General features: G+C 47.8%; 15 protein-coding genes. 8 read left to right on the top strand and 7 right to left on the bottom strand.

Features of this window, described 5'->3' with window-relative positions; translation table 11 throughout:
* Window position 1: 1 nt before the first annotated feature.
* From WG89_RS15635 to WG89_RS15645, 3 genes are all read right to left on the bottom strand, one after another.
* Complete coding sequence (locus WG89_RS15635) at window positions 2-400, bottom strand: acyl-CoA thioesterase (protein ID WP_062267781.1); 399 nt, start codon at window positions 398-400, stop codon at window positions 2-4.
* A gap of 71 nt (window positions 401-471) precedes the next feature.
* Window positions 472-1,854 (bottom strand): TRAP transporter large permease, encoded by a 1,383-nt coding sequence (locus WG89_RS15640; RefSeq protein WP_062267784.1) that lies wholly within the window; start codon window positions 1,852-1,854, stop codon window positions 472-474.
* The gene (locus WG89_RS15645; protein ID WP_062267786.1) at window positions 1,847-2,383 is read right to left on the bottom strand and encodes a TRAP transporter small permease subunit; all 537 of its coding nucleotides are present in this window, start codon (window positions 2,381-2,383) and stop codon (window positions 1,847-1,849) included. Before WG89_RS15645 ends, WG89_RS15640 begins: the two co-directional genes overlap by 8 nt.
* 397 nt (window positions 2,384-2,780) lie before the next feature.
* Between WG89_RS15645 and WG89_RS15650 the strand changes: the two genes are divergently transcribed.
* On the top strand, window positions 2,781-3,746 hold the full coding sequence (locus tag WG89_RS15650) for a PstS family phosphate ABC transporter substrate-binding protein (RefSeq protein ID WP_062267788.1): 966 nt from the start codon (window positions 2,781-2,783) through the stop codon (window positions 3,744-3,746).
* Window positions 3,747-3,811: 65 nt separating this feature from the next.
* Here the strand turns inward: WG89_RS15650 and WG89_RS15655 are convergent, their stop codons facing one another.
* Both WG89_RS15655 and WG89_RS15660 read right to left on the bottom strand, forming a co-directional pair.
* Window positions 3,812-4,774 carry a hypothetical protein gene (locus WG89_RS15655; RefSeq protein ID WP_172806829.1) on the bottom strand — a complete coding sequence of 321 codons (963 nt, stop codon included), beginning with the start codon at window positions 4,772-4,774 and terminating at the stop codon, window positions 3,812-3,814.
* Between the two features lie 243 nt (window positions 4,775-5,017).
* Complete coding sequence (locus WG89_RS15660; RefSeq protein ID WP_062267791.1) at window positions 5,018-6,340, bottom strand: Na+/H+ antiporter family protein; 1,323 nt, start codon at window positions 6,338-6,340, stop codon at window positions 5,018-5,020.
* Window positions 6,341-6,896: 556 nt separating this feature from the next.
* On the opposite strand from WG89_RS15660, the gene WG89_RS15665 reads away from it, so the two are divergent.
* The 4 genes from WG89_RS15665 (at window position 6,897) to phoU (ending at window position 12,681) form a co-directional block, all read left to right on the top strand.
* Window positions 6,897-9,170 (top strand): ABC transporter permease subunit, encoded by a 2,274-nt coding sequence (locus tag WG89_RS15665; RefSeq protein ID WP_062267792.1) that lies wholly within the window; start codon window positions 6,897-6,899, stop codon window positions 9,168-9,170.
* Window positions 9,171-9,185: 15 nt separating this feature from the next.
* Window positions 9,186-10,850 (top strand): phosphate ABC transporter permease PstA, encoded by a 1,665-nt coding sequence (gene pstA, locus WG89_RS15670; protein ID WP_062267794.1) that lies wholly within the window; start codon window positions 9,186-9,188, stop codon window positions 10,848-10,850.
* A gap of 186 nt (window positions 10,851-11,036) precedes the next feature.
* Window positions 11,037-11,936 (top strand): phosphate ABC transporter ATP-binding protein PstB, encoded by a 900-nt coding sequence (gene pstB, locus WG89_RS15675; protein ID WP_079253866.1) that lies wholly within the window; start codon window positions 11,037-11,039, stop codon window positions 11,934-11,936.
* Window positions 11,937-11,952: 16 nt separating this feature from the next.
* The gene (gene phoU, locus WG89_RS15680; RefSeq protein ID WP_062267796.1) at window positions 11,953-12,681 is read left to right on the top strand and encodes a phosphate signaling complex protein PhoU; all 729 of its coding nucleotides are present in this window, start codon (window positions 11,953-11,955) and stop codon (window positions 12,679-12,681) included.
* Window positions 12,682-12,705: 24 nt separating this feature from the next.
* Here the strand turns inward: phoU and WG89_RS15685 are convergent, their stop codons facing one another.
* Together WG89_RS15685 and WG89_RS15690 are read right to left on the bottom strand one after the other, a co-directional pair.
* Window positions 12,706-13,527: a hypothetical protein gene (locus WG89_RS15685; RefSeq protein WP_062267798.1), complete on the bottom strand. Its 822-nt coding sequence runs from the start codon at window positions 13,525-13,527 to the stop codon at window positions 12,706-12,708.
* A 10-nt stretch (window positions 13,528-13,537) separates the two neighbouring features.
* On the bottom strand, window positions 13,538-14,350 hold the full coding sequence (locus WG89_RS15690) for a hypothetical protein (RefSeq protein ID WP_062267800.1): 813 nt from the start codon (window positions 14,348-14,350) through the stop codon (window positions 13,538-13,540).
* Window positions 14,351-14,552: 202 nt separating this feature from the next.
* On the opposite strand from WG89_RS15690, the gene WG89_RS15695 reads away from it, so the two are divergent.
* From WG89_RS15695 to WG89_RS15705, 3 genes are all read left to right on the top strand, one after another.
* Window positions 14,553-16,730, top strand: a complete 2,178-nt coding sequence (locus tag WG89_RS15695; RefSeq protein WP_062267802.1) for a type I secretion system permease/ATPase — start codon at window positions 14,553-14,555, stop codon at window positions 16,728-16,730.
* An 86-nt stretch (window positions 16,731-16,816) separates the two neighbouring features.
* Entirely contained in the window at window positions 16,817-18,370 is a 1,554-nt protein-coding gene (locus WG89_RS15700; protein ID WP_079253867.1) for an HlyD family type I secretion periplasmic adaptor subunit, read from the top strand.
* Between the two features lie 291 nt (window positions 18,371-18,661).
* The coding region (locus WG89_RS15705; RefSeq protein WP_153301627.1) for a retention module-containing protein at window positions 18,662-22,768 on the top strand (4,107 nt) is incomplete at its 3' end.

Here is a 22,768-nt window from a genome sequence, read left to right on the forward strand (position 1 = left end):
CTTAATACTCGGCACTCTGAATTCGACGAGTGGTTCCCTGTGGATCAATCGCTACGAAAACCATGCTGGTTTCAGTCAGCTTGGCACTGCCATGTTTATCTTCCACCCAGGCTTCCACAACAACTCTAATCGACGTTTTGCCCACTTCTGTTACCCGGGTAAACAGTGAAAGAATATCGCCCACTTTTACCGGGCGCATAAAGCTCATACTGCCAATACTGACGGTGACCACACGACCTCGGGCAATTTTTCTGGCCATGATTTCTCCCGCCAGATCAACTTGCATGGCTACCCAGCCACCAAATACATCGCCTGTCGTATTAACGGACTGATAGTCCGCCAGCACCTTAAGCGTTAATTCTCCCTGAGGTCCGGGAGCGAGATCGTTATCCAGTTCCATATTGCTCTCCAGCACTTATTGTTCTTGTTTTTATGAGCTGGCCGGGTATCTCTCCCAGCCCTGATTACGGCTTAGCCGTAAAGTTGTTCCGGAAGCCAAGTGGCCATTTCCGGCCAGACTGCCAATGCACACAACAGCAGCAGCTGGATAATCACGAAGGGCACCACGCCTTTGTAGATGTCGGACGTTTTTACTTCCGGTGGTGCAACACCCCTGAGATAGAACAGTGCAAACCCAAACGGCGGCGTTAAAAAAGAGGTCTGCAAGTTGACGGCAATCATGATCCCCAGCCAAACCGGATCCAATCCCATGGACAGCAAAACCGGTCCCACCATGGGCACAATCACAAAAGTAATTTCAATAAAATCGAGGATAAAGCCCAGCAGGAACATGACCAGCATGACCACCAGAACGGCTGTAAATACGCCTCCTGGCATGCTGGTGAAGAGTTCATGAATCAACTCTTCTCCTCCAAATCCTCTGAACACCAGCGAAAACACCGAAGCCCCGATCAGAATCAAAAATACCATACAAGTGACTTTTGTCGTATTTTTCAGGGTTTCGGACAAGGTATTAACATTCAACTGACGTTTGAGTACTGCCAGTAAAATAGCCCCCAACGCACCCACTCCAGCCGCTTCTGTCGGAGTAGCGGCACCGGCCAGAATAGAACCCAACACTGCACCAATGAGTAAGAGTGGTGGCAACAGATTCATCAGTAGCGAACCATTATCGCCTTTATCGTAGGCCTCAAGATCCTCGTTAGTCAGGCCAGGTGCTGCAGCAGGATTTCTCCATGCCACAATCATCAGATAGATGGCATAAGCCGCCACCAGAATCAGTCCGGGAATTATCGCCCCGACAAACAGGTCTCCTACTGAAACCGTTTTAGGCGAGAAGATTCCCATTTGCAGCTGTGCCTGCTGATACGCTGTGGATAACACATCCCCCAGTAATACCAGAGCAATGGACGGAGGAATAATTTGTCCAAGGCTTCCGGTGGCGCAGATAGTTCCTGTGGCCAGAGACGTTGAATATCCTCGCTTAAGCATCGTGGGCAGAGACAGTAATCCCATGGTTACGACGGTGGCTCCAACAATACCGGTGCTCGCAGCCAGTAACATGCCTACCAAGGTTACTGAAAGCCCCAGGCCACCTCTCATGCGGCCAAAGAGACGAGCCATGCTCTCCAGAAGCCCCTCGGCCACTCTGGACTTTTCAAGCATGCACCCCATAAATACGAAAAGGGGCACCGCAATGAGCGTCTGATTGGTCACAATCCCAAACAATCTGCTGGGCAAAGCACTCAAGAAAGAAGGATCAAAGAAGCCGGTCAGAACACCTGCTCCGGCAAATATCAGAGCAGTGCCAGCCAATGAAAAAGCAACAGGGTAGCCCGCCAGAAGTACCAGGCATACCGCCAAAAACATGAACAGGGGAATGTATTCAGCCATCTTCCGGAGACTCCTTTCCTGCCAGAATGAGGATTGACCTGAAAAACTCTGCAATTCCCTGCAACAGCATCGTGACCACAAACACCAGAATCAGAGTTTTCAACAGATAGACCAGAGGAAGACCTCCGGGATCAGGAGAAGTCTCCATAATGGCCCAGGAGCGGGACACGTAGTCAAAGCTCATATAGCCAATGAACAGACATACGGGGAATAACAGGAACAGGGTTCCCAGACAGTTCACCCATGCCTTTTGTCTTATATTCATGCGGTTGTAGAAAACATCTACACGGACATGGCCACCCTGCTTCAAGGTATAGCTGCTAGCCCCCAGAAAGATCAGGGCATGAAAGTACATGGCCAGTTCCTGGAGGGCAATGGAACCGGAATTGAACCAGTAGCGAAGAAGAACCACTAGAAAAACACTGACGACCAGCAACAGGTTAAACCCGCCAAGAATACGTCCTGCTTTCTCTGTTAATCCATCAATACCGGCGACTGCTGTCTTTATTGTTCTCCAGCCGGTGGTCATCTCTATCCTGCCTGTTACTTCGTTATTATTGTTTTTATGCGCTTATGGCTGCTTTTTGTGGAGTAAGCCAACCAATCTCCATCATTCCAAAGGAAACTTAAGGGCAAAAGATTCTTTCTCCAGAAACCTTTTCAAGAGCTGTTGCACCGAATTATAACGACAGCGGGAAGACAGATACACCCTGTAAAGACAAATCATAAGCTATCTTCAAACAGCACCGCGTTAAATCCGTTCTGCTGCAGATTGCAGATACTTTTTACAGGCTATGGGCATCTGAATAAACAGCTTACAGTGTCGTTCATATAATTGTCATATTTCCACCTTATAGTTTTCGCCAGTAGACAAATGCCTGTAGCTGTTTAAAAGAGGCTAAAAGAATCCCTTCAGGAGAACATGGATGAAGCTTAAAGCTCTAATAACAACAATTGCCCTCGCTACTGGAATCCAGGCCGCTTCTGCCAGCCAGATCGACGCCGAGATCCCAACTTACAAGAAAGCCAGTGGTGTATCCGGTAACCTGTCCAGTGTCGGTTCTGACACTCTGGCTAACCTGATGACCCTGTGGGCAGAAGATTTCAAACGTGAATACCCCAACGTGAATGTACAGATTCAGGCTGCAGGTTCTTCTACTGCACCACCTGCTCTGACTGAAGGGACTTCCAATATCGGCCCCATGAGCCGCAAAATGAAAGACAAGGAACTGGAAGCTTTTGAGAAGAAGCATGGCTACAAGCCAACTCCAGTACCTGTTGCCATTGATGCTCTGGCTGTATTCGTCAACAAGGATAACCCAATCAAGGGTCTGACCATGGCTGACGTTGACGCTATCTTCTCTTCCACTCGCAAGTGTGGTGGTGACAAAAGCATTTCTACCTGGGGTGACACCGGTCTGGACGGCGCCTGGAAAAACCGTTCAATCCAGCTTTACGGACGTAACTCTGTATCCGGCACCTACGGTTACTTCAAGAAGAAAGCCCTGTGTAAAGGTGACTTCCGTAACAACGTTAACGAACAGCCTGGTTCTGCGTCTGTAGTTCAGTCTGTCAGTGCTTCTGTAAACGGCATCGGCTACTCCGGTATCGGCTACAAGACTTCCAGCGTACGCACTGTACCTCTGGCCAAGAAAGCCGGTCAGAACTTTGTTGAAGCTACTCCAGCTAACGCGGTAAACAACACTTACCCACTGGCTCGTTTCCTGTACGTATACGTTAACAAACAGCCCAACAAGAAACTGCCTCCTCTGGAAGCTGAATTCCTGAAGATGGTCCTGTCTCAGCAAGGTCAGGAAGTGGTTGTTAAAGACGGTTACATCCCACTGCCATCCAAGGTTGTTGACAAGTATCTGTCTGAACTCGATCTGTAATTCACAGATTCATGAGTTATCTGAACGGGGCCATCTGGCCCCGTTTTTGTTTTTTCCTACCTTTACTATTCATCTCCATTTTTCTGGCTTTTCGGATCTGGCCCCAACCTTTGCCTGAGTTCTCTGGCAAAATGCCACCTGAGATCAAACGGTAGAACATTGATTAAATGTGAAGATAGGTGCTCTGATAACTCACCCTCTTCTTGTTGGACTGCTGCCGAAACCTGCTCAACCAGATGACTGACAGAAGTTTGAATGGAAGCGTGATCACTCTCTGTGCCAAAAATCGAATAGGTCTCCATTAAGGAATCAGATAACACAGTAGTCACCCCTTCTTGCTCCTGGATTAATCTGGGCATCATGACTTCAATTTCATGATTTGCAGACAGCTCCAACATATGAAGAAAGTTCACAAACTGTTGAAAGTTAAAATACTCAACCAGCTCATAGGTATACTGCTCCAACACTGTTTGATTTATAACCCAATCAAGAACAGCGGTATACCTGCTTGAATGCTGCACAAAGCCTAAAGTCACCAGATAGGCCTGTATATAATCCGCCTCTTCCTGAACATGATATTCATCCATCGAATATTCAAAGTCGCCGGTTGATGCGTAAAGCAAAAATGCAACCAGAAGTGGTGACAACATTCCATCATCACTGCACTCCCTTGCCACTATTTGGAAAAGACGCCTCATAGCCTCTTTTCCCAACAGTTTCAGTAACAACTCTCTCTTCATTCGGAGCTGTTCGGCCTTCATGGCCATATATTTTCGCTTTTCTTCTTCAGTAGAAGGTCCGTTGTCTTCAGGTGGATCATCATCCCCTCCACCAAGACCCAGACTTTTCCGAGCCTGCCTGACATTAAACCGGGTATAGACAATTTTTGCGGATTTCTTCTCTACAGGTGCATGAGCCTCTGGTGTACCGGCTTTATGAGTAGGGCTGGCAGGGGAACCTCTCGGCCATTGCTCCATTATTGTGCTGTTATTCAAAGAGCTTGATGACGAGATCGCTAATGTTTGCATCCCCAAAGCCCAGTGAGACATGAGAAGATCCGCTGGACAAAATCCGCAATAAAAAACCCCACACACGCAAGAGATCTTGCTGAACCATTTTAATGGGATGCTCTCCAAAGTGATTTACCCGACAAATGAAAAGTTCTGTGTCGGGTAGTGTAGATCAGCAAAAAGCTTCTATTTTGGTTCAACGAATTGATTCGATTTAGCAGGATGGAAGGGCTGAGAGATTAATCTATCAGCCCTTGGAGATTAAAGAATCATGGCGGCAATCCAGCCAAAGATAACCATGGGGATGTTGTAGTGTAAAAAAGTAGGAATGACAGAGTCCCGAATGTGATCGTGCTGACCATCCACATTCAAACCGGCTGTTGGGCCAATAGTAGACTCGGAAACTGGAGATCCGGCATCACCCACAGCACCAGCTGCACCCACAAGACAAGCAATAGCCAGAGGTGTAAAACCAAGCTCCATTCCAAGCGGTACATATAATGTGGCAATAATGGGTACCGTAGAAAATGAAGAACCAATCCCCATGGTAATCAACAGCCCCACCAACAACATAAGAATGGCTGCTATTCCCTGACTGCCGCCCACAATGATTTGCACCTGGCTAACCAGTTCCGGAATATCGCCTGTAGAGCGAAGTACTTCTGCAAAGCCGGCAGCTGAAATCATGATGAAGCCAAAAGCAGCCATCATTTTAAGACCTTCAGTAAACACCTCATCCGCTTCACGCCAGCAGACAACCCGGCCAATAACCATGGTTATAAATCCAAGAGCCGCTCCCAGAACCATAGAACCGGTCATCAACTGACTCACCAAAACCAGAACAACAGCAATCAACGATGTAATAATGGCCGGTTTACTGAGTTTGATGTCCTGCTCGTGGATCAAAAGTGTCTCTTCAACTCGATAAGCTCTGGGTTTTCTGTAGCTGAAAAACACCGCTACCAGCATACCCAGAAACATCCCGAATACCGGTATTGCCATCGCTAATGGCATTTGGCTCAATTCAATATCAAGTCCGTTGGCCAGAAGGTTGCCACCGAGAATCTGATTCAGATAAACGCTACCAAACCCAATGGGCAGAAGCATATAGGTAGCGGTTAGGCCAAATGTCAGCAGGCAGGCCACCTGGCGACGATCAATTTTCATAGCACTGAAAACCGACAGCAAAGGAGGGATCAGAATCGGAATAAAAGCTATATGGACAGGTACAAGGTTTTGTGAAGAAAAAGCCATCAGTACAATGGCTAAAAACAAACCGTACTTTAGTTTCAAACTATTGTGCGAACCGCCACCGCTTTTTACTTTGCGGATAATCTTCCCTGCCATCCATTCAGGAATACCAGAACGGGCAATTGCTACAGCAAAGGCCCCCAACATTGCATAACTCATGGCGATACCGACACCGCCACCCAACCCCCGTGAGAATGCTTCCAGGGTCTGAGGAATATCCAGACCACCGGTCAAGCCCCCGGCCAAAGCACCCACAAACAGCGCCAGCACAACATTCACGCGCAACAAACTCAACGCGAGCATGACGGCAACCGCCAGAATCACTGCGTTCATATAATTTCCAAATTGTATTTTATGTTTTGACCGCCAGTAACTCTCTACAATGGAGCACGGACTATAGCGGTACAAGAAGATTGTAGTTAATAGCTTTATTTTTCCTGCACACAGAGACAGAGCAGGAGACTAAAGTATTAGCGCAGAGAGGTATCCCTGAAAATGCAGTCAGGAATCAATGATGGGAATGATGATGGGGATGCAGAGGGGCAGCAGCAGTTTGGGAGAACACTGATTGAGAGGGATTACCCACTGTTATTAAATTGAATAGTCTCGATTGCATGACTACAGCTTCCTGATGGAATCTACTTTAAGGATTGGCGATTCTAACAAACCTCAATCAAAAAGCGAGTTGTGAATTCTACATCTATTCAACTCACTACACCAAAGCAGCCATAAAGAAATACCTGAGTTCAGAAAATAGTTTCAAGCACTTTGGGCTGAGATCAAATTCAAGCTAATATGTGGCTGCCTGTCATCCGTTTTTTTCAATATTGTCATATTTCTGTAACACAGACATTTTAAGGTACGCTCAAGAATCTCTGCGACCAGTGCCATGTACCAACCAATAATAGAAGACAGCCCTGGTGTCGATTACAACACCCCGGCTCATAAACGTCATCAGTCACTTCGCTTTCTCAAAGATTACCTGACCCGTTGGGGTGTAGCTGTAGGTGGTCTCGGTGTAATTGCTGCTATTCTGCTGATTTTCATTTACCTTCTCTACGAAGTTGCACCTTTATTTAAAAGTGCTGAAATAGAAAAGAACAGCGTCTGGACCCAGACAATTACCCAGGAACAGCTACCGCTCTATCAAAGTATGGAAGAACAGGCCGAACTGGCGTTCTCCATTACTGCAGATGGGGCACTGACTTTCTCATCCACCAAAACCGGAGAGCAAAAGTACCGTTACTCGCTCCCCCTGCCAGCCGGCAGCTCCGTCACTACCATCACCAGTGACCCATCCGATGGGAACCTGCTTGCCGCAGGCCTGAGTAATGGTCAGGTCATCATTTTCAAACATGCTTACCGTATTACCTGGCCTGATGATAAAAGGCTGATTACCCCTAAAGTCACCTACCCCTACGGTGAAGAAGCCATTGACCTGATTGGTGATAACCAGCCTGTTTCGCGTCTGGGCATCAGTGACAGTGAAGACCAGCTTCTGCTCAGCGGTTTTGGAGACAAGCGCCTGTACATGACGGCCTTTACCAAGGAAGAAGACTTCCTGACGGAAGAAGTCACTCTGGCAGAAGAGAATGTTACCCTGCCTGAAGTGGATGGCCGTATTCGTGATGTCCTGATCGCTCCTGACCAGCACTGGCTCTATGTTCAGTCAGGTTCAGACAGTCTGACCCTGATCGATATTCGCAATATCAATCAGCCCCACATAATCTCTGAAACAGATTTGACCACCAGCTCCGCAAAAGTGACTACCATGACTTTTCTGCTGGGCGGCGCCTCTCTGTTGATTGGTGACAATACAGGCATCGTCAGCCAGTGGTTCATGGTCAGAGATGAAAACAACCAATGGTCACTTCAGAAAGTTCGTGAGTTTGAACTGGCTGGAGAACCCATTACCCAGATTGTTCCTGAACATCGTCGAAAGGGGTTCCTGGCGGCTGACGACAAGGGTAACGTTGGTATTTTCTACACCACCGCCAACCGAACCCTGCTGACCGAAAAACTGAGTGATGGCCCAATTGAACAGCTGGTTATCTCCCCTCGCAGTAACTATATGCTGGTCAGCAGTAATGGCTCCACTGAGTTCTGGAATGTCGACAACGAACATCCGGAAGTCTCATTGTCCGCGCTCTGGGGTGAAGTCTGGTATGAGGGTTATGAAAAGCCTGAATACATCTGGCAGTCATCCGCTTCCAACAATGACTTTGAGCCCAAACTGAGCCTGACACCTCTGGCCTTTGGTACTCTCAAAGCCGCTTTCTACGCAATGTTGCTGGCTACACCACTGGCCATTGCCGGTGCTATTTATACCGCTTACTTCATGGCTCCTGCCATGCGCCGAAAAGTGAAGCCTGTGATCGAATTGATGGAAGCGCTGCCTACGGTAATTCTGGGCTTCCTTGCCGGTCTCTGGCTTGCACCTCTAATCGAGAACAGTCTGGCCGGCATATTTGCTCTGCTGATGATAGTACCCATAGGCATATTGCTGTTTGCCTTTACCTGGGACTCACTGCCCAGTCGAATCCGCCACGCTATTCCTGATGGCTGGCAAGCAGCCCTGCTGATTCCTGTAGTGCTGATCAGTGGTGCCATTGCTATGAGCCTGAACGGTACGATTGAAGCCACATTCTTTAATGGCGATCTGCGTACCTGGCTGACCTCTGAAATGGGTATCCCTTACGACCAGCGAAATGCCCTGGTAGTGGGCTTGGCAATGGGCTTTGCCGTTATCCCAACCATATTCTCTATTGCTGAAGATGCCATTTTCAGTGTGCCCAAGCATTTGAGTTATGGTTCCCTGGCTCTGGGAGCTACACCTTGGCAAACACTGATGCGGGTTGTTCTGTTGACCGCCAGTCCGGGTATTTTCTCTGCTGTGATGATTGGTATGGGTCGTGCTGTGGGTGAAACCATGATCGTACTCATGGCAACCGGCAACACCCCGATCATGGACGCTAATATTTTTGAGGGCATGAGAACCCTGGCGGCTAACATCGCGGTTGAAATGCCTGAATCCGAAGTGGGCAGCAGCCATTACCGGATTCTCTTCCTTGCAGCCCTGGTGCTGTTCCTGTTCACCTTTGTCGTCAACACCGCTGCCGAGATGGTTCGCCACCGACTGCGCAAGAAGTACAGTTCGCTTTAAGGAAGGAGCCAGAATATGAGTAAAAAAATAAGTAACTGGTACAACACTGGCTCCCCCTGGGTCTGGCTGAATGCCGGCGCCGTGGCTATCAGTGTCATTCTTGTCATTGGTTTGCTGGGTCTGATTGCCATCCGAGGTCTTGGCCACTTCTGGCCAGGACAGATTCTGGTTGCCGATTATGCGCCTCCCGGTCAGGAACGCAGACTGGTAGCTGGTGAGATTTCTGATACCGAAACCGTTTCAGCAAATCGTCTTGAAGCTGCAGGGCTGACAGTGCCCGAAGGTACGGAAACACTCACCCGCGACCTGCTGAAAGTGGGCAACCGTGACGTTTCCGGCTCTGACTTTGCCTGGGTTATTGACCTGTGGCTTGAGAACCGCCGCTATCCGGAAAACATTGTCGCCCTGGAGCGAAGAGAATGGGGTAACTTCTACGGTTATCTGAACAGCATCAAACAGGATGGCAACATTGTTGTTGAGGGCGAAGCTGCCTGGCCAGAGTTCCAGAAGAGACTGGATAGAGCCCTGTCTATTTATGATGAAATCTACGCCATCGAAAAACACGAAATAGGTTCTGTAAACTCCAAGCTGGAGCGCCTTCGCCTGGAGCAGCGTGGCCTCGAACTCAACGGTACAGCAACCCCTCAAAAACTCGCGGATATCGAAGCACAACGCAAGGTATTTCAGGCTGAGTACAAGGTGATGGAAGCCAAGCTGGGCGATCTTTATGTTGCTTTCAACCGTGACAGTCTTGTGGCTACGACCGTTGAAGGTACTGAGATTGAACAGTCTTTTGGCAAAATCGTTCGGGCTTATAAGCCTAATGCCATGAGCCTGACCCAGAAGATACTCTTCTATCTCGACAAGGTTGGCGAATTTATCACCGACGATCCCAGAGAAGCGAACACGGAAGGCGGTGTCTTCCCAGCCATCTTTGGTACTGTCATGATGGTTATTCTGATGTCCATCATTGTGACTCCGTTTGGTGTCATTGCTGCGGTTTACCTCAGAGAGTACGCAAACCAGGGCTGGCTGACCCGAGCTATTCGAGTGGCCGTCAACAACCTGGCCGGTGTTCCTTCGATTGTTTACGGTGTATTCGGCCTGGGCTTCTTCATTTACTTTGCCGGTAGCCAGATTGATCAGGTGTTCTTCCAGGAAGCACTGCCTGCACCCACTTTCGGTACACCCGGCCTGCTTTGGGCGTCTATCACTCTTGCCCTGCTGACCCTGCCCGTTGTCATCGTGGCAACGGAAGAAGGCTTATCACGAATTCCAAGTTCTGTTCGTGAAGGTAGTCTGGCTCTGGGAGCCACCAAAGCAGAAACTCTCTGGAAAGTAGTTCTTCCAATGGCAAGCCCAGCCATGATGACTGGTTTGATTCTGGCAGTAGCCCGTGCTGCAGGTGAAGTTGCGCCATTGATGCTGGTAGGTGTGGTTAAGCTGGCTCCCAGTCTGCCACTGGATGGAAACTATCCGTTCCTGCATCTGGATCAGAAATTCATGCACCTTGGCTTCCATATTTATGACGTGGGCTTCCAGAGTCCAAACGTTGAAGCAGCCCGACCTCTGGTTTATGCCACTGCGCTGCTCCTGGTAGTTGTTATTGCTGTTCTTAATCTTTCAGCAGTCGCGATTCGCAACCATTTGCGTGAAAAATACAAGAGCCTAGAGGCTTAAGATTAATACGGTGCAGGCTGAGGGAAACATAGCTGTAACAGCACTGATCCATGCTCTATTCCATGAAGGAACAGTCTGGATCAGCAAAAAAGACTCAACAGGAAATAAAGAAAGAACCCTGAGTCGGAAAAAAATGGTTTCCCTTAGAGTGCCAGGAAGGTTTAATTACGTATTAAAGGTAACATCATGCTTGATGAGGCATTGGACTTGAATACACCCACCCAGACAGAGAATGAGCAGAGTCGAGCGGTTCCTGAAGAGACCAGCTCCACACCGGCATTTAATCTCGACAGTCTGGGACGCAGCCGTCGTAAGCTCAATCTGGAGCAGGAAGAGAGCTGCCTGGATATCAAGGGTCTTGACCTGTTTTATAGTGAGAAGCAGGCTCTCCATGATATCTCTATGACCATTCCCAAGCGCAGAGTCACCGCGTTCATCGGCCCATCAGGCTGTGGTAAATCGACTCTTCTGCGTAGCATGAACAGAATGAATGATCTGGTTGAAGGCTGCCGTGTGGAAGGCGAAATTCAACTGGATGACCAAAACATTTATCAGAAAGGGGTCAACGTTGCTGACCTGCGTCGCCGCGTTGGCATGGTATTCCAGAAGCCAAACCCTTTCCCGAAAAGCATTTATGAGAATGTCGCTTACGGCCTTCGTATTCAGGGTATTAACAAGAAGCGTGTTCTGGATGAAGTGGTAGAGTGGGCATTACGCAGTGCAGCCCTGTGGGATGAAGTCAAAGACCGTCTGCATGAAAGTGCATTGGGTATGTCCGGTGGTCAGCAGCAGCGTCTGGTCATTGCCAGAACCATTGCTGTTGAGCCAGAGGTTCTGTTGCTGGACGAACCTGCTTCAGCCCTGGACCCTATCTCAACCTTGAAAATTGAAGAGCTGATTAACAAGCTCAAATCCAAGTTCACCATTGTGATCGTTACTCACAATATGCAACAGGCAGCCCGTGTTTCGGACTACACAGCCTTTATGTATATGGGTAAGCTGATTGAGTTCGGTGATACTGATACGCTGTTCACTAACCCCCAACAAAAACAAACTGAAGATTATATTACCGGCCGTTACGGCTGATGCACCTGGAAAACCCATGGATACCAAAAGCGAACTATTGAGCCACCATATTTCCCAACAATTTAACCATGAGCTGGAGGAGTTACGAAACAACCTCCTCTCCATGGGGGGGCAGGTTGAAAAGCAGGTATCCGACGCTATCAATGCACTGATCAATGCCGATAGCGAGGGAGCTGTTGTCGTTTGTGAAAAGGACACAGACATCAACTATATGGAACTGGCCATTGACGAAGAATGCTCTCGAATTCTGGCAAGGCGCCAGCCTGCTGCCAGTGACCTTCGTCTGGTCATTTCCTGTTCCAAAGCTGCCACTGACCTGGAACGGATTGGCGATGAAGCCGCGAAAATTGCGCGCTTTGCCATCAGCCTCAGTGAACAGGGCGAAGCTCCCAAGGGTTATATTGAAACCCGCCACATTGGTAATCATGTACGACAGATGGTTCAGGATGCACTGAATGCCTTCGCGCGTTTTGATGCTGACCTTGCTCTGGCTGTCGCCAAGGAAGATAAAACGGTAGATCGTGAATATAAAAGCGCTACGCGGGAGCTGGTCACTTATATGATGGAAGATCCAAGATCTATTACCCGGGTCTTGAATATCATGTGGGTATTAAGATCTCTGGAACGGATTGGCGACCATGCCCGCAATCTCGCTGAGTATGTGATCTATCTGGTGAAGGGTACCGATGTACGACACATTGGTATTAAGAGAATCCAGGAAGAAGTGTTTGATCAACAGTCCTAAAGAGACGCTTCCAGGCTATTCTGATTACTCAACTCTTAGCATGGCACTGAAAACAGGCCTGAGTCTTTCTGGACTCGGGTCTTTCATATAAGCAAATTGCCGTGTAATTTCATCTGCTTGATCTGGCGCTACTTTTTCTGCCAGCAACCTCACCAGCACAGGCGTCATGACCATACATTCGTTGGCGGTATGACTTAGATCATTGGTAAGACTTAAATCCGTCTGCCTCACCTTCGGACTGAAATCTCTTTTGTAGTAAGCAGGCAGCTGAACCGCAAACAAATCCTGCATTGCGCCTTCGCTACTGGAAAGCTCTCTTGCCAGAACTTTGGACACGCCTTGATTCAAGGGAATTCTGTTAAGCAGATCTTCCAGCGTATTACCTATATCTTCCGTGCCGAATTCCTTGCCTTTTCTTTCCAGACAAATCCTATGAACATGTCGCATCACTTCTGACAGTTTATGAATGCGACGTGCCGCATCGCCTACGCAGATATCATGAATACATTCCTGAAGAGCTTTTGTGGCCCTGGCTTCAACTTCTTCTATGGGTAATTGACTGACGGTAGGTTCAACAACTTTTTTCTCGACCTGAACTTCTGGCTTCCCTTTTTCATCCAGACGAAAGCTCACATAAGGATTGGGCTTTGTGCTTGCACCTTTCCTGTCCAAAATATGTTTTTTAGCACTGGTGCTGGTAGAAGCCTTTTTACTACCGGATACTTTTGCTTCACCTTTTCGCCTTTCTACCAGCTTTCCTCTGAAATTTGCCCAGTCTTTCTTTATTCCTTCCAGAGAAAGATGATCACGGACAAAAGTTCTTACAGCCTTGGAAACACTACTCATCCTAACTTTCTCAATCTTCTGAATAAAGTCTGTTGAAAACGGCCTGACTCAGAGGTAAAAGGTCATTTTCACTGGCTGAGACTGCATCAATTTGTTTTTGCAATGAAGTTTTTTCATCTGGAAGCAGACTATCTGTCATTTCATAGTAGAGCTCTAACGTATTATGCAAAAAATTACAGGCTCTAACGCCTAGACAATTAATAGCAAGAGGCTGAGCTTCAACTTCACTGTCTGTTTTTACAGAGGCTTTAATAACATTCAATTGTGCGGAGGCTCGAATAAACTTATATAAGAAACCTTTTTCGCGTAATAACGTTTTTAGTTTTTCGTCATCTCCTTTATCCACTTCATCAAAAAGATCGCGCATAGCCTTGCCCATGTCTTCCGGCCCTGGCTTCTTTCCTTTAGCAATGGACAGAGCTCTGAAAACAGAGTCATCCAACTCAAGAAGATCTTCCATTAGTTCACTCGCTAATGACTTAGCCTCTTCGGAGGATAGATCCTGAATATTCGTGCCTCTATCTACCAGTTTTTCCAGAGCACTGGTCATCAGCGACCTTGCTTTCTCTTCATATCTTTCCAGATGCCAGTTATGAAGCTTAACAGCTACCTTCCAGGGAGATGCCTTTCGCTTATGAACAGACTGATTAAATGACAACTCAGAACCAGCTGAGCCACTGACTTTATCTAATGCCGTTGTTAATGCTTCAAGCACATGAACCAGTTTTCCAAAAACAACGCCATATAATTTTTCACAATCACTCTTTAAACCAGTAAGGCTTAAATGACTTGCGACAAACGATTTAACCCCTTCAAGACTCACAAAACACCTCCATGTCAAAAAAGCATCATTTCGTCTTTATGATTATTAAAAAACAATCAAGCGACAGATATCAGACACTTTCTAATTGCTTCCTTATTAATCATTTAAGACCACTAAACTGCGCTAGTCTTAATTTCAGAAACCTTTCTACAGAATAAGCAGTAACTCTGTATCTTTATTTTTTGTTTCAGTGGCAGGGACCATGAATTACAGTGCAGCTGCAGACGATGCAACGGAAGAGTGGGGAATACCTGAGAGCGACCAGCAGGAGTTTGATCCATTACTGGAATGCCTCAGTATTTTAACCAAGCATTACGGCAAACCATTTTCTCACGACTCTCTTCGTGCCGGATTACCACTGGAAAATGGCAAACTCACCGCAGAGATATTCTCCCGTGCAGCCGAAAGAGCCGGCCTTGCGTCGAAAACTCACAAAAGAGAATTGAAAGATATTTCTCCGCTGGTGACGCCTACCGTTCTTTTCCTCAAAAAACGAAAAGCCTGCATTCTGATAGATATTGATCACGAAGAAGGAAAGGCCAGGGTCATACTGCCTGAAGCCGGTGATGGCGTTAAACGTATAAACATCTCCGATCTGGAAGAACATTACACGGGATACACCATTTATGTCCGGGAAAAACACCGCTACGACAAGCGTGCCCCTACAACGCTCAATATCCGCTCCAGACACTGGTTCTGGGGCACAATTCTAGGCTCATGGAGAATCTACCGGGATGTTCTCCTGGCTTCGTTACTGATCAATATATTTGTTGTTGCCAGCCCACTGTTTGTCATGAATGTTTACGACAGGGTGGTTCCTAATCAGGCTTTTGATACCCTCTGGGTGCTCGCAGTGGGTGCCATTATTGTTTTCAGCTTTGATTTCATTCTGAAAATGATACGAAGTTATTTTATTGATCTGGCCGGGAAAAAGTCGGACATACTGCTCTCGTCCCGGATTATGGAACGGGTTTTGGGGCTAAGCATGTCTGCCAAACCTGTCTCGGTGGGCTCATTCGCCAAGAGCTTGCAGGAATTCGAGAGTATTCGAGAATTTATTACCTCGTCTACCATCATTGCTCTGGTTGATCTGCCCTTTACCCTGATCATTCTCATGGTTATCTTCATTCTGGGCGGCCCCCTGGCATACATTCCCCTGTTTTGTATGGCACTGATCGCGGCATACAGTTTTGCGATTCAAGGCCCTCTGAAACGCTCTGTGGAAAAAACCCTGCGCTCAAACTCCCAGAAAAATGCCACTCTGATTGAAAGTCTCTCAGGTATGGAAGCTCTGAAGATTGCTCAGGCTGAAAGTGAGATTCAGTATAAATGGGAAAAAGCAGTAGGCCACATTGCCACCTGGAGTATCAAAACCAAACTATTGAGTTCATCTGCATCAACCATTAGTGCTTATGTTCAACAGATGTGTAACATCGCACTGGTGGCTTACGGTGTTTTCCTGATTTCAGAAGGCGACCTCAGTATGGGCGGACTGATTGCAACCGTCATGCTGTCTGGCCGCTGCCTGGCTCCCATGGCTCAGGTGGCTGGCCTTGCTACCCGCTACAATCAAGCGAAATCTGCTCTAGATGGCCTTAATCAAATCATGGATATGCCAGTGGAACGCCCTGCAGACCGTGATTATGTGCACCGCCCGGAGCTGACCGGAAGCATTGAGTTTGACGGGGTCAACTTCACTTATCCTGGCCAGGAAATTCAAGCGCTCAGAAACATCAACCTGCGCATTAAGCCCGGTGAAAAAGTTGCGATCATTGGTCGTATTGGCTCAGGTAAAACCACCATCGAAAAGCTGATTCTTGGACTCTACGAGCCCGATGAAGGCGCTATTCGGGTAGATGGAATTGACCTTAGACAGATAAACCCGTCCGATCTTCGCAGCAGCATTGGCTGTGTTTCCCAGGACATCACTCTGTTCTATGGCAGTATCAAGGAAAACATCACTCTGGGTGCCAGCTTCGTTGAAGATACAGCCCTGCTCAGAGCTGCCGAGATTTCCGGCGTAACCGAATTTGCCAACAAGCATCCAAACGGTATGGATATGATTGTGGGTGAAAGAGGTCAGAATCTCTCGGGCGGTCAGCGCCAAAGCATTGCTCTAGCCAGAGCCTTGCTGATGGACCCTCCTATTCTGGTTCTGGACGAACCTTCCAGCTCTATGGATAACACCACTGAATTAAGAGTGAAAGAACAGCTCAAAAAGCAATGCGGTGATAAAACCATTGTTCTGGTTACCCATAAAGCGTCCATGCTTGAGCTGGTTGACCGACTGATTGTTGTAGACAACGGAAAGATTGTAGCGGATGGACCCAAAGATCAGGTCCACGCAGCTCTCAAGCAGGGCAAACTGAAAATTGAATAACCTTGCAGTGATTGATGGAACCCATGATCAGAATAAAACCATCATCTATCTGCCACTGACCTGAATAGATTGAACAGGATCGTGCAATGAGTGAGTACAAGGACGATAAAACACCTTCTGAAAGGCCTGAAGATCAGCCCCAAGAGCCTTCAGCCTATCAACCTGGCAATGACAGTCAGGAGCCAGAGCATTCTGAAGCTTCAGTGGAAGAGCAGGAAGCCCTGACTGAAGAACAGATGCTGGATAATCCGGAAGAGCTGGATCGGCAGGTTCAGGATTCTGACAACGAAGAAGGKGCTCAGGGTAGTACTTCTCCACTGGAAGAAAACATCAGTCCGGAAGACCTGGAATACATGTCAGACACCAGTGCTGCCATGTTAATGAAAACCCCCAAGGGTGGCCGGTTACTGATCTACACCATGCTGCTGGCCATAGGCTCTGCCATTTTCTGGGCCAGTATTGCACCGCTGGATGAAATCACCCGGGGTATGGGAAAAGTCATTCCTTCCACTCACCTTCAGGTTATCCAGAACCTTGAAGGGGGAATTCTGGAAGAGCTGTTTGTTCACGAAGGTGAACTTGTGAGAGAAGGACAGCCGCTCCTCCAGCTTGATGATACACGCTTTAAGTCAACCTTCAGGGAAAGCGCTGTTGAGTACTACAGTGAACTGGCCAAAGCGGCCAGATTGAAAGCAGAATTGTCCGGTAATCCATTAAAGTTCCCTCCCGAATTGAGTGACTACCAGGCTTACGTCGATAGAGAAATCCAGATTTATCAAAGAAGGGAAGCGGGTCTGAAGGCTGAGCTCGATATATCCAACAAGCAGGCTTCTCAGGCTAAGCACGAGTTGGCAGCATCTGAAGCTCAGCTGGAATTTCTGTCCACCAGTCTGGAACTGGGTGAAGAAGAGCTTGAGCTGACCACTCCGCTGGCTGAACAGGGTGTTGTTTCTCATGTCGAGATGATTCAACTCAAACAGCGTGTAAATGACCTGGCCTCCGAGAAAAAAATGACAGAACTGTCTATTCCCAAGCTCAATGCCGCTTACCAGGAGGCTCTGGCACGTAAGCGAGAACTTACTGTTAAATTCCGGGAAGAAGTGGTTCAGGAACTGAAAGAAGCTGAAGTCAGACTGGATCAACTGTCAGAAACCCAGACAAGTCTTGAAGATCAGGTAGTCCGGACCCTGCTTCGCTCTCCAGTAGAAGGCATTGTTAAAAAGATTAATGTCAAAACTGTAGGAGGTGTCGTCCAGCCTGGTATGGATGTGATGGAAATTGTCCCGGTTGAAGACACTCTGCTGATCGAAGCCCAGATTGCTCCCAAGGATATAGGCTTTCTCAGGGAAGGTATGAAGTCAGTTGTTAAACTAACAGCCTATGACTTTGCTATCTATGGAGGCCTTGAAGGCAAGTTAGAACATATTAGTGCTGACACCATCAAGGACGAAAAAGGAGAGAGCTTTTACATTGTCAGAATTAGAACTCTTGAAAACCAGCTAGGCAGTCCCGAAAAGCCATTAGAAATTATACCGGGTATGAAGGCCAACGTAGACATCATCACGGGTGAGAAAACCCTGATGGAATATCTGATGAAACCCATTCTGAAAGCTCAACAGAATGCCCTGACAGAGCGTTAAAAAGTCATCAGTATGGAAGTCTGGCGACTTTTCTAAGAACAATTAAAAATTAATGATTAAACTTTTAATAACATTCTGAAATAAATCATCTAACCACATGATTTTATTTCATTTTCTTATATACCTTTCTCCTCCTCCCCTGCCTCCTTATGGCTAAGCTTTCTAATAAGTGTGCTTTTTTATCAAGTAATGGTGTGAGAAGGAGTTCTCCCCACCGGTAACCTGGCTTTCCTTGCTCAGGCTTTTACAACTGAACTCCTCTTTACCCAACAAGGAAGTGGGCAAGGGAATATGCATTCAGACTCTGATGGTTCCAGGCCAGTCATCGGCCACATTCAGGAAACAGACGGTACCGTTGTTGTCATCGCCCCTGATGGCAACAAACGCATTCTTCAGGAAGGCGACCCTCTCTATCTCAACGACAGGGTGGTTTCTGAATCCAGTGGATCAGCTTCCATTCGCCTTCTTAATAATGAAGTCATTCAGCTGGGCGGTCAGTCGCAACTCGTCATGCTTCAGAGCTTGCTCCAATCTGCTGAGACCGTTGATATTCCTGAGTCCAGAGAAGTTGATGAAATTCAGACTGCCATCGCTGAAGGCGCTGACCCTGTTGACGTTTCCAAACCTTCTTCCGCGGGTGAATCCGATAGTTCAACAGATCAGTCACCAGAAGTGTCCAGTGATTCAACCAGCGACATCATGGTCGTTGAAAGAGAAATATCCGAACAAGAAAAAGTTGCTGAAGAAATCCTCACGCCTACAACTGACAATCCACAAAACCCCCTTGCCGACGATGATGAAGAAGAAGACACCCAATTCCTGAATGTGAACTACGCCCCCACAGCCCACAATATGATTATGGGGAGCAGTGAAAATGGTTCAGTGCTTGAGGGAAAACTGCACGTTTACGATGCTAACACCGGTGAAGTGCTGGCATTCAGACTGGTAACCTCTCCAGCTTCAGGACAATTGATTCTGAATGACGATGGCAGCTTTCAGTTCCTGCCTGGAGCTGACTTCGAATACCTTGCCGCAGACGAACAATCTACTGTTACCTTTATTTTTGAAGTCACTGACAGCAGTGGTGCCAGTTCACAGGCTTCTGTTGATATCACCATTAAAGGTGTCAACGACGCCCCTGAAGTCTCTGGCCCTATTTCGGCAGATATTGTTCAAAACGATAGTGAAACCGTCATTGATCTTCTCTCCCAAGCTTCTGACAAAGACCGTTCGGACACACTATCAGTAACTCAACTGCGTTTAACAGAAGGTAATGAAGCCGGTGTCAGCATTGGCCTGGATAGCAGCGATCTGACCATTGATCCGGATGCGTACAAGAATCTGGCTGAAGGCGAATCGGAAACCCTGACTTACGAATATCATGTGACGGATACCCAGGGAGAGTCGGTTTCACAATCGGTCACGATTACCCTCGCAGGTACCAATGATTTACCCCAGGTCAGGGAAGCCATTATTGAAATCGCTAACCAGAACAGTGATGACTTTGATATAGACTTGCTGGCCGGTGCCTTTGATATCGATGCCACTGACACTCTGAATGCAGTTTCCCTCACGTTAACAGCTGGCGATCCGGTTGGCGTCACAGTTGCGGACGATGGCAACAGTCTCTCCATTAATACTTCTGCCTATGAGCATCTGGCTGAAGGCGAGACAGAGCAGCTTGAGTACACCTATGAAGTAGATGATGGTCATGGTGGCCGTGTCAGTCAGAGTAGCTCTATCACAATTGAAGGGCTGAATGACAATCCTGAAGATATAGAATTATCCAACGGTCTTATTGATGAGAATCAGGATGGAGCCGTAATTGGCTCTCTATCTACCAGCGACAAAGACCTCTCTGACAACCATACCTACGCTGTTGATGACAATCGTTTCGAAGTGGTGGATGGCGACTTAAAACTCAAGGATGGTATTTCTCTGGATCACGAGACAGATGAAACCATCGACATCGAAGTCACTACAGCAGACGACCACGGCGCAACCTATAGCGAAAGCTTTACCGTTGAAGTTAATGACATTAATGAGGCACCTGTTTCTTCAGACAATTCAACCACTATTGATGAAGACTCACTCTATCGCTTCAGCCTGAATGATTTTCCATACAACGACGAGGATGACGGTGATCAACTGGAATCCGTTATTATCGAGGCTCTTCCTGCCAACGGAACACTTGAGCTGAACGGCGCTCTGGTTTCTCAAGGAGATACCGTCAGTCGGGCTGATATTTCAGGGGGTTTATTGACCTTCCTGCCTGAAACCCATGAAAGCGCAGATGATTACACCAGCTTTGACTTCAGAGTAAACGACGGCGAACTTTCATCAGATATTCAGACCTTCACTTTCAATGTCACTCCAGTTGCTGACGCAGCTTCCCTGGATCTTTCTGGCTCAGAAACAGTCACCACACTGGGTTTTGAAAACGGGCTCGGCGACTGGACAACCACCAATGGTCTGGAAACCCATGGCAGCGGCGTTATGGGTGATCCTCACAGCGGCAACCGGCTCGCCGAGTTGGATGTGGGTGCCGGCGGAACTCCCGATGCTCTCAACTACACAGTGAACACCAGTCTTGGCCATAACCACCAGCTCACGCTCTGGTTAAGACAGCGCGACACTGACGACAGCACCGACGACGTCGAGATTGTCTGGAACGGTGAAGTCATTGCCACTATTGACCCCGGCACTGTATGGGGTCAACACACCATTGATCTGCCAAATACGGATCAGGACTCCACTCTGGTTCAAATCAGGGAAGTGGCTTCACAGAACCAGGGCTCCGGACCCATTGTGGATGATATTTCTGTTGTCAGACTGGGAGCGCAAGACAGTGCAGACCCCGGCATTGACTACAGCATCAGCAGTTATGAAGATACTCCTGTTCCGCTCAGTTTAAGCAGTGACCTCGCTGACAGTGATGGTTCAGAATCCTATCAGCTGATGCTCTCTGGAGCGCCTGCGGGCAGTGTCGTAACGGATGGCATTCAATCCATCACTAGCGATGGCAGTAATATCGATCTCAGTAGTTGGCAGAAGAACTCTTTAAGACTGGTTCCTCCTTCTGACAGGGATAGTGACTTTACTCTTACCTTTACCGCCACCACAGAAGAAACCGCAAACAATGATCAGGTAGTGGTCAGCAAAACCCTTCATGTTGATCTGATTCCAGTAGACGACGCTCCCGTTGCAGATAATGTTGACCTGGGATCATCACTGGAAGATACCGTTTATGTCATTTCAGAAGCCGATCTTCTGGCTTCAGCCAGCGATGTTGATGGCGACAGCCTCAGCGTTGCGTCAGTCGCTCTTGCAGACTCTGATGCTGGTACGTTGAACAATAATAATGACGGTACATGGAGCTATACACCCACTGAGCATTACTTTGCCAATGATGTCACCTTCAATTTCACGGTCTCAGACGGAACAACCGGCGATGAGGCTTCTGCCACTGCCACTCTGGATGTAATTTCTGTCAACGACATCCCCGAACTCACAGGTACCATTGATGAAGGGCTTTCTGAAGACAGTGGCACACAATCTATAAACCTGTTGCAGGGAGCTTCTGATCCGGACATAGGCGACACACTCTCTATCACTCAGCTGCGACTGATCAGTGGTGATGATTCCGGTGTTTCGACCACAGCTGGCAGTCTGGAAATTGATACCTCTATCTATCAGCATCTGGGTGAAGGGGTCACTGAAACACTGAATTATGTCTTTAATGTCACCGATGGAAATGGCGGCAGCTCACCTCAATTCGCTACTGTCACTATCACAGGTACCAACGACTCTGCGATTATTGGTGGCGTTGAAACAGGTACAGTGACTGAAGACGATTCCGGTACTCTGAGCACTGCCGGGACACTGACTGTATCGGACCTGGACGATAATGAAGCCGAGTTTCAATCAGAAACGCTTTCCGGCACCCATGGACAACTTTCAATTGATTCTGCAGGAAGCTGGACTTATACCGCAGACAACAGCCAGAGTGTTATTCAGGAATTAGGTCATGGAGACTCTCTGACTGACAGCTTTACGGTTCAGACTCTGGATGGCACAGAGCATACAGTCACAGCCACTATCCAGGGCACCAATGATGCCCCTATACTAACGGCTGGCGGTACACTGGATTACACAGAAAACGACGGCAGCCAGGTTATTGATGGTCACATAACACTGGCTGATATTGATTCAGTCACCATCGACAGTGCCTCCATCAGCATCAGCAACAATTACGCTTCTGGCGAAGACAGTCTCTCGTTCAGTGATCACAATGGTATCTCCGGAAGCTGGAATGCTTCTACCGGCACTATGACACTGACGGGCACAGCCACTGTTGCCCAATATCAGGAAGCCCTGAGAACCGTTACCTACTCCAAC

Origin of the sequence: Endozoicomonas arenosclerae (assembly GCF_001562015.1) — a bacterium.
Lineage (GTDB): Bacteria > Pseudomonadota > Gammaproteobacteria > Pseudomonadales > Endozoicomonadaceae > Endozoicomonas_A > Endozoicomonas_A arenosclerae.

Coding starts and splice junctions, on each gene's coding strand:
- WG89_RS15640 (WP_062267784.1), bottom strand. CDS start 1,854: ATGGCTGAATACATTCCCCTGTTCATGTTTTTGGCGGTATGCCTGGTA.
- WG89_RS15685 (WP_062267798.1), bottom strand. CDS start 13,527: ATGAGTAGTGTTTCCAAGGCTGTAAGAACTTTTGTCCGTGATCATCTT.
- WG89_RS15695 (WP_062267802.1), top strand. CDS start 14,553: ATGAATTACAGTGCAGCTGCAGACGATGCAACGGAAGAGTGGGGAATA.
- WG89_RS15650 (WP_062267788.1), top strand. CDS start 2,781: ATGAAGCTTAAAGCTCTAATAACAACAATTGCCCTCGCTACTGGAATC.
- WG89_RS15635 (WP_062267781.1), bottom strand. CDS start 400: ATGGAACTGGATAACGATCTCGCTCCCGGACCTCAGGGAGAATTAACG.
- phoU (WP_062267796.1), top strand. CDS start 11,953: ATGGATACCAAAAGCGAACTATTGAGCCACCATATTTCCCAACAATTT.
- pstA (WP_062267794.1), top strand. CDS start 9,186: ATGAGTAAAAAAATAAGTAACTGGTACAACACTGGCTCCCCCTGGGTC.
- WG89_RS15665 (WP_062267792.1), top strand. CDS start 6,897: ATGTACCAACCAATAATAGAAGACAGCCCTGGTGTCGATTACAACACC.
- WG89_RS15645 (WP_062267786.1), bottom strand. CDS start 2,383: ATGACCACCGGCTGGAGAACAATAAAGACAGCAGTCGCCGGTATTGAT.
- WG89_RS15660 (WP_062267791.1), bottom strand. CDS start 6,340: ATGAACGCAGTGATTCTGGCGGTTGCCGTCATGCTCGCGTTGAGTTTG.
- pstB (WP_079253866.1), top strand. CDS start 11,037: ATGCTTGATGAGGCATTGGACTTGAATACACCCACCCAGACAGAGAAT.
- WG89_RS15655 (WP_172806829.1), bottom strand. CDS start 4,774: ATGCAAACATTAGCGATCTCGTCATCAAGCTCTTTGAATAACAGCACA.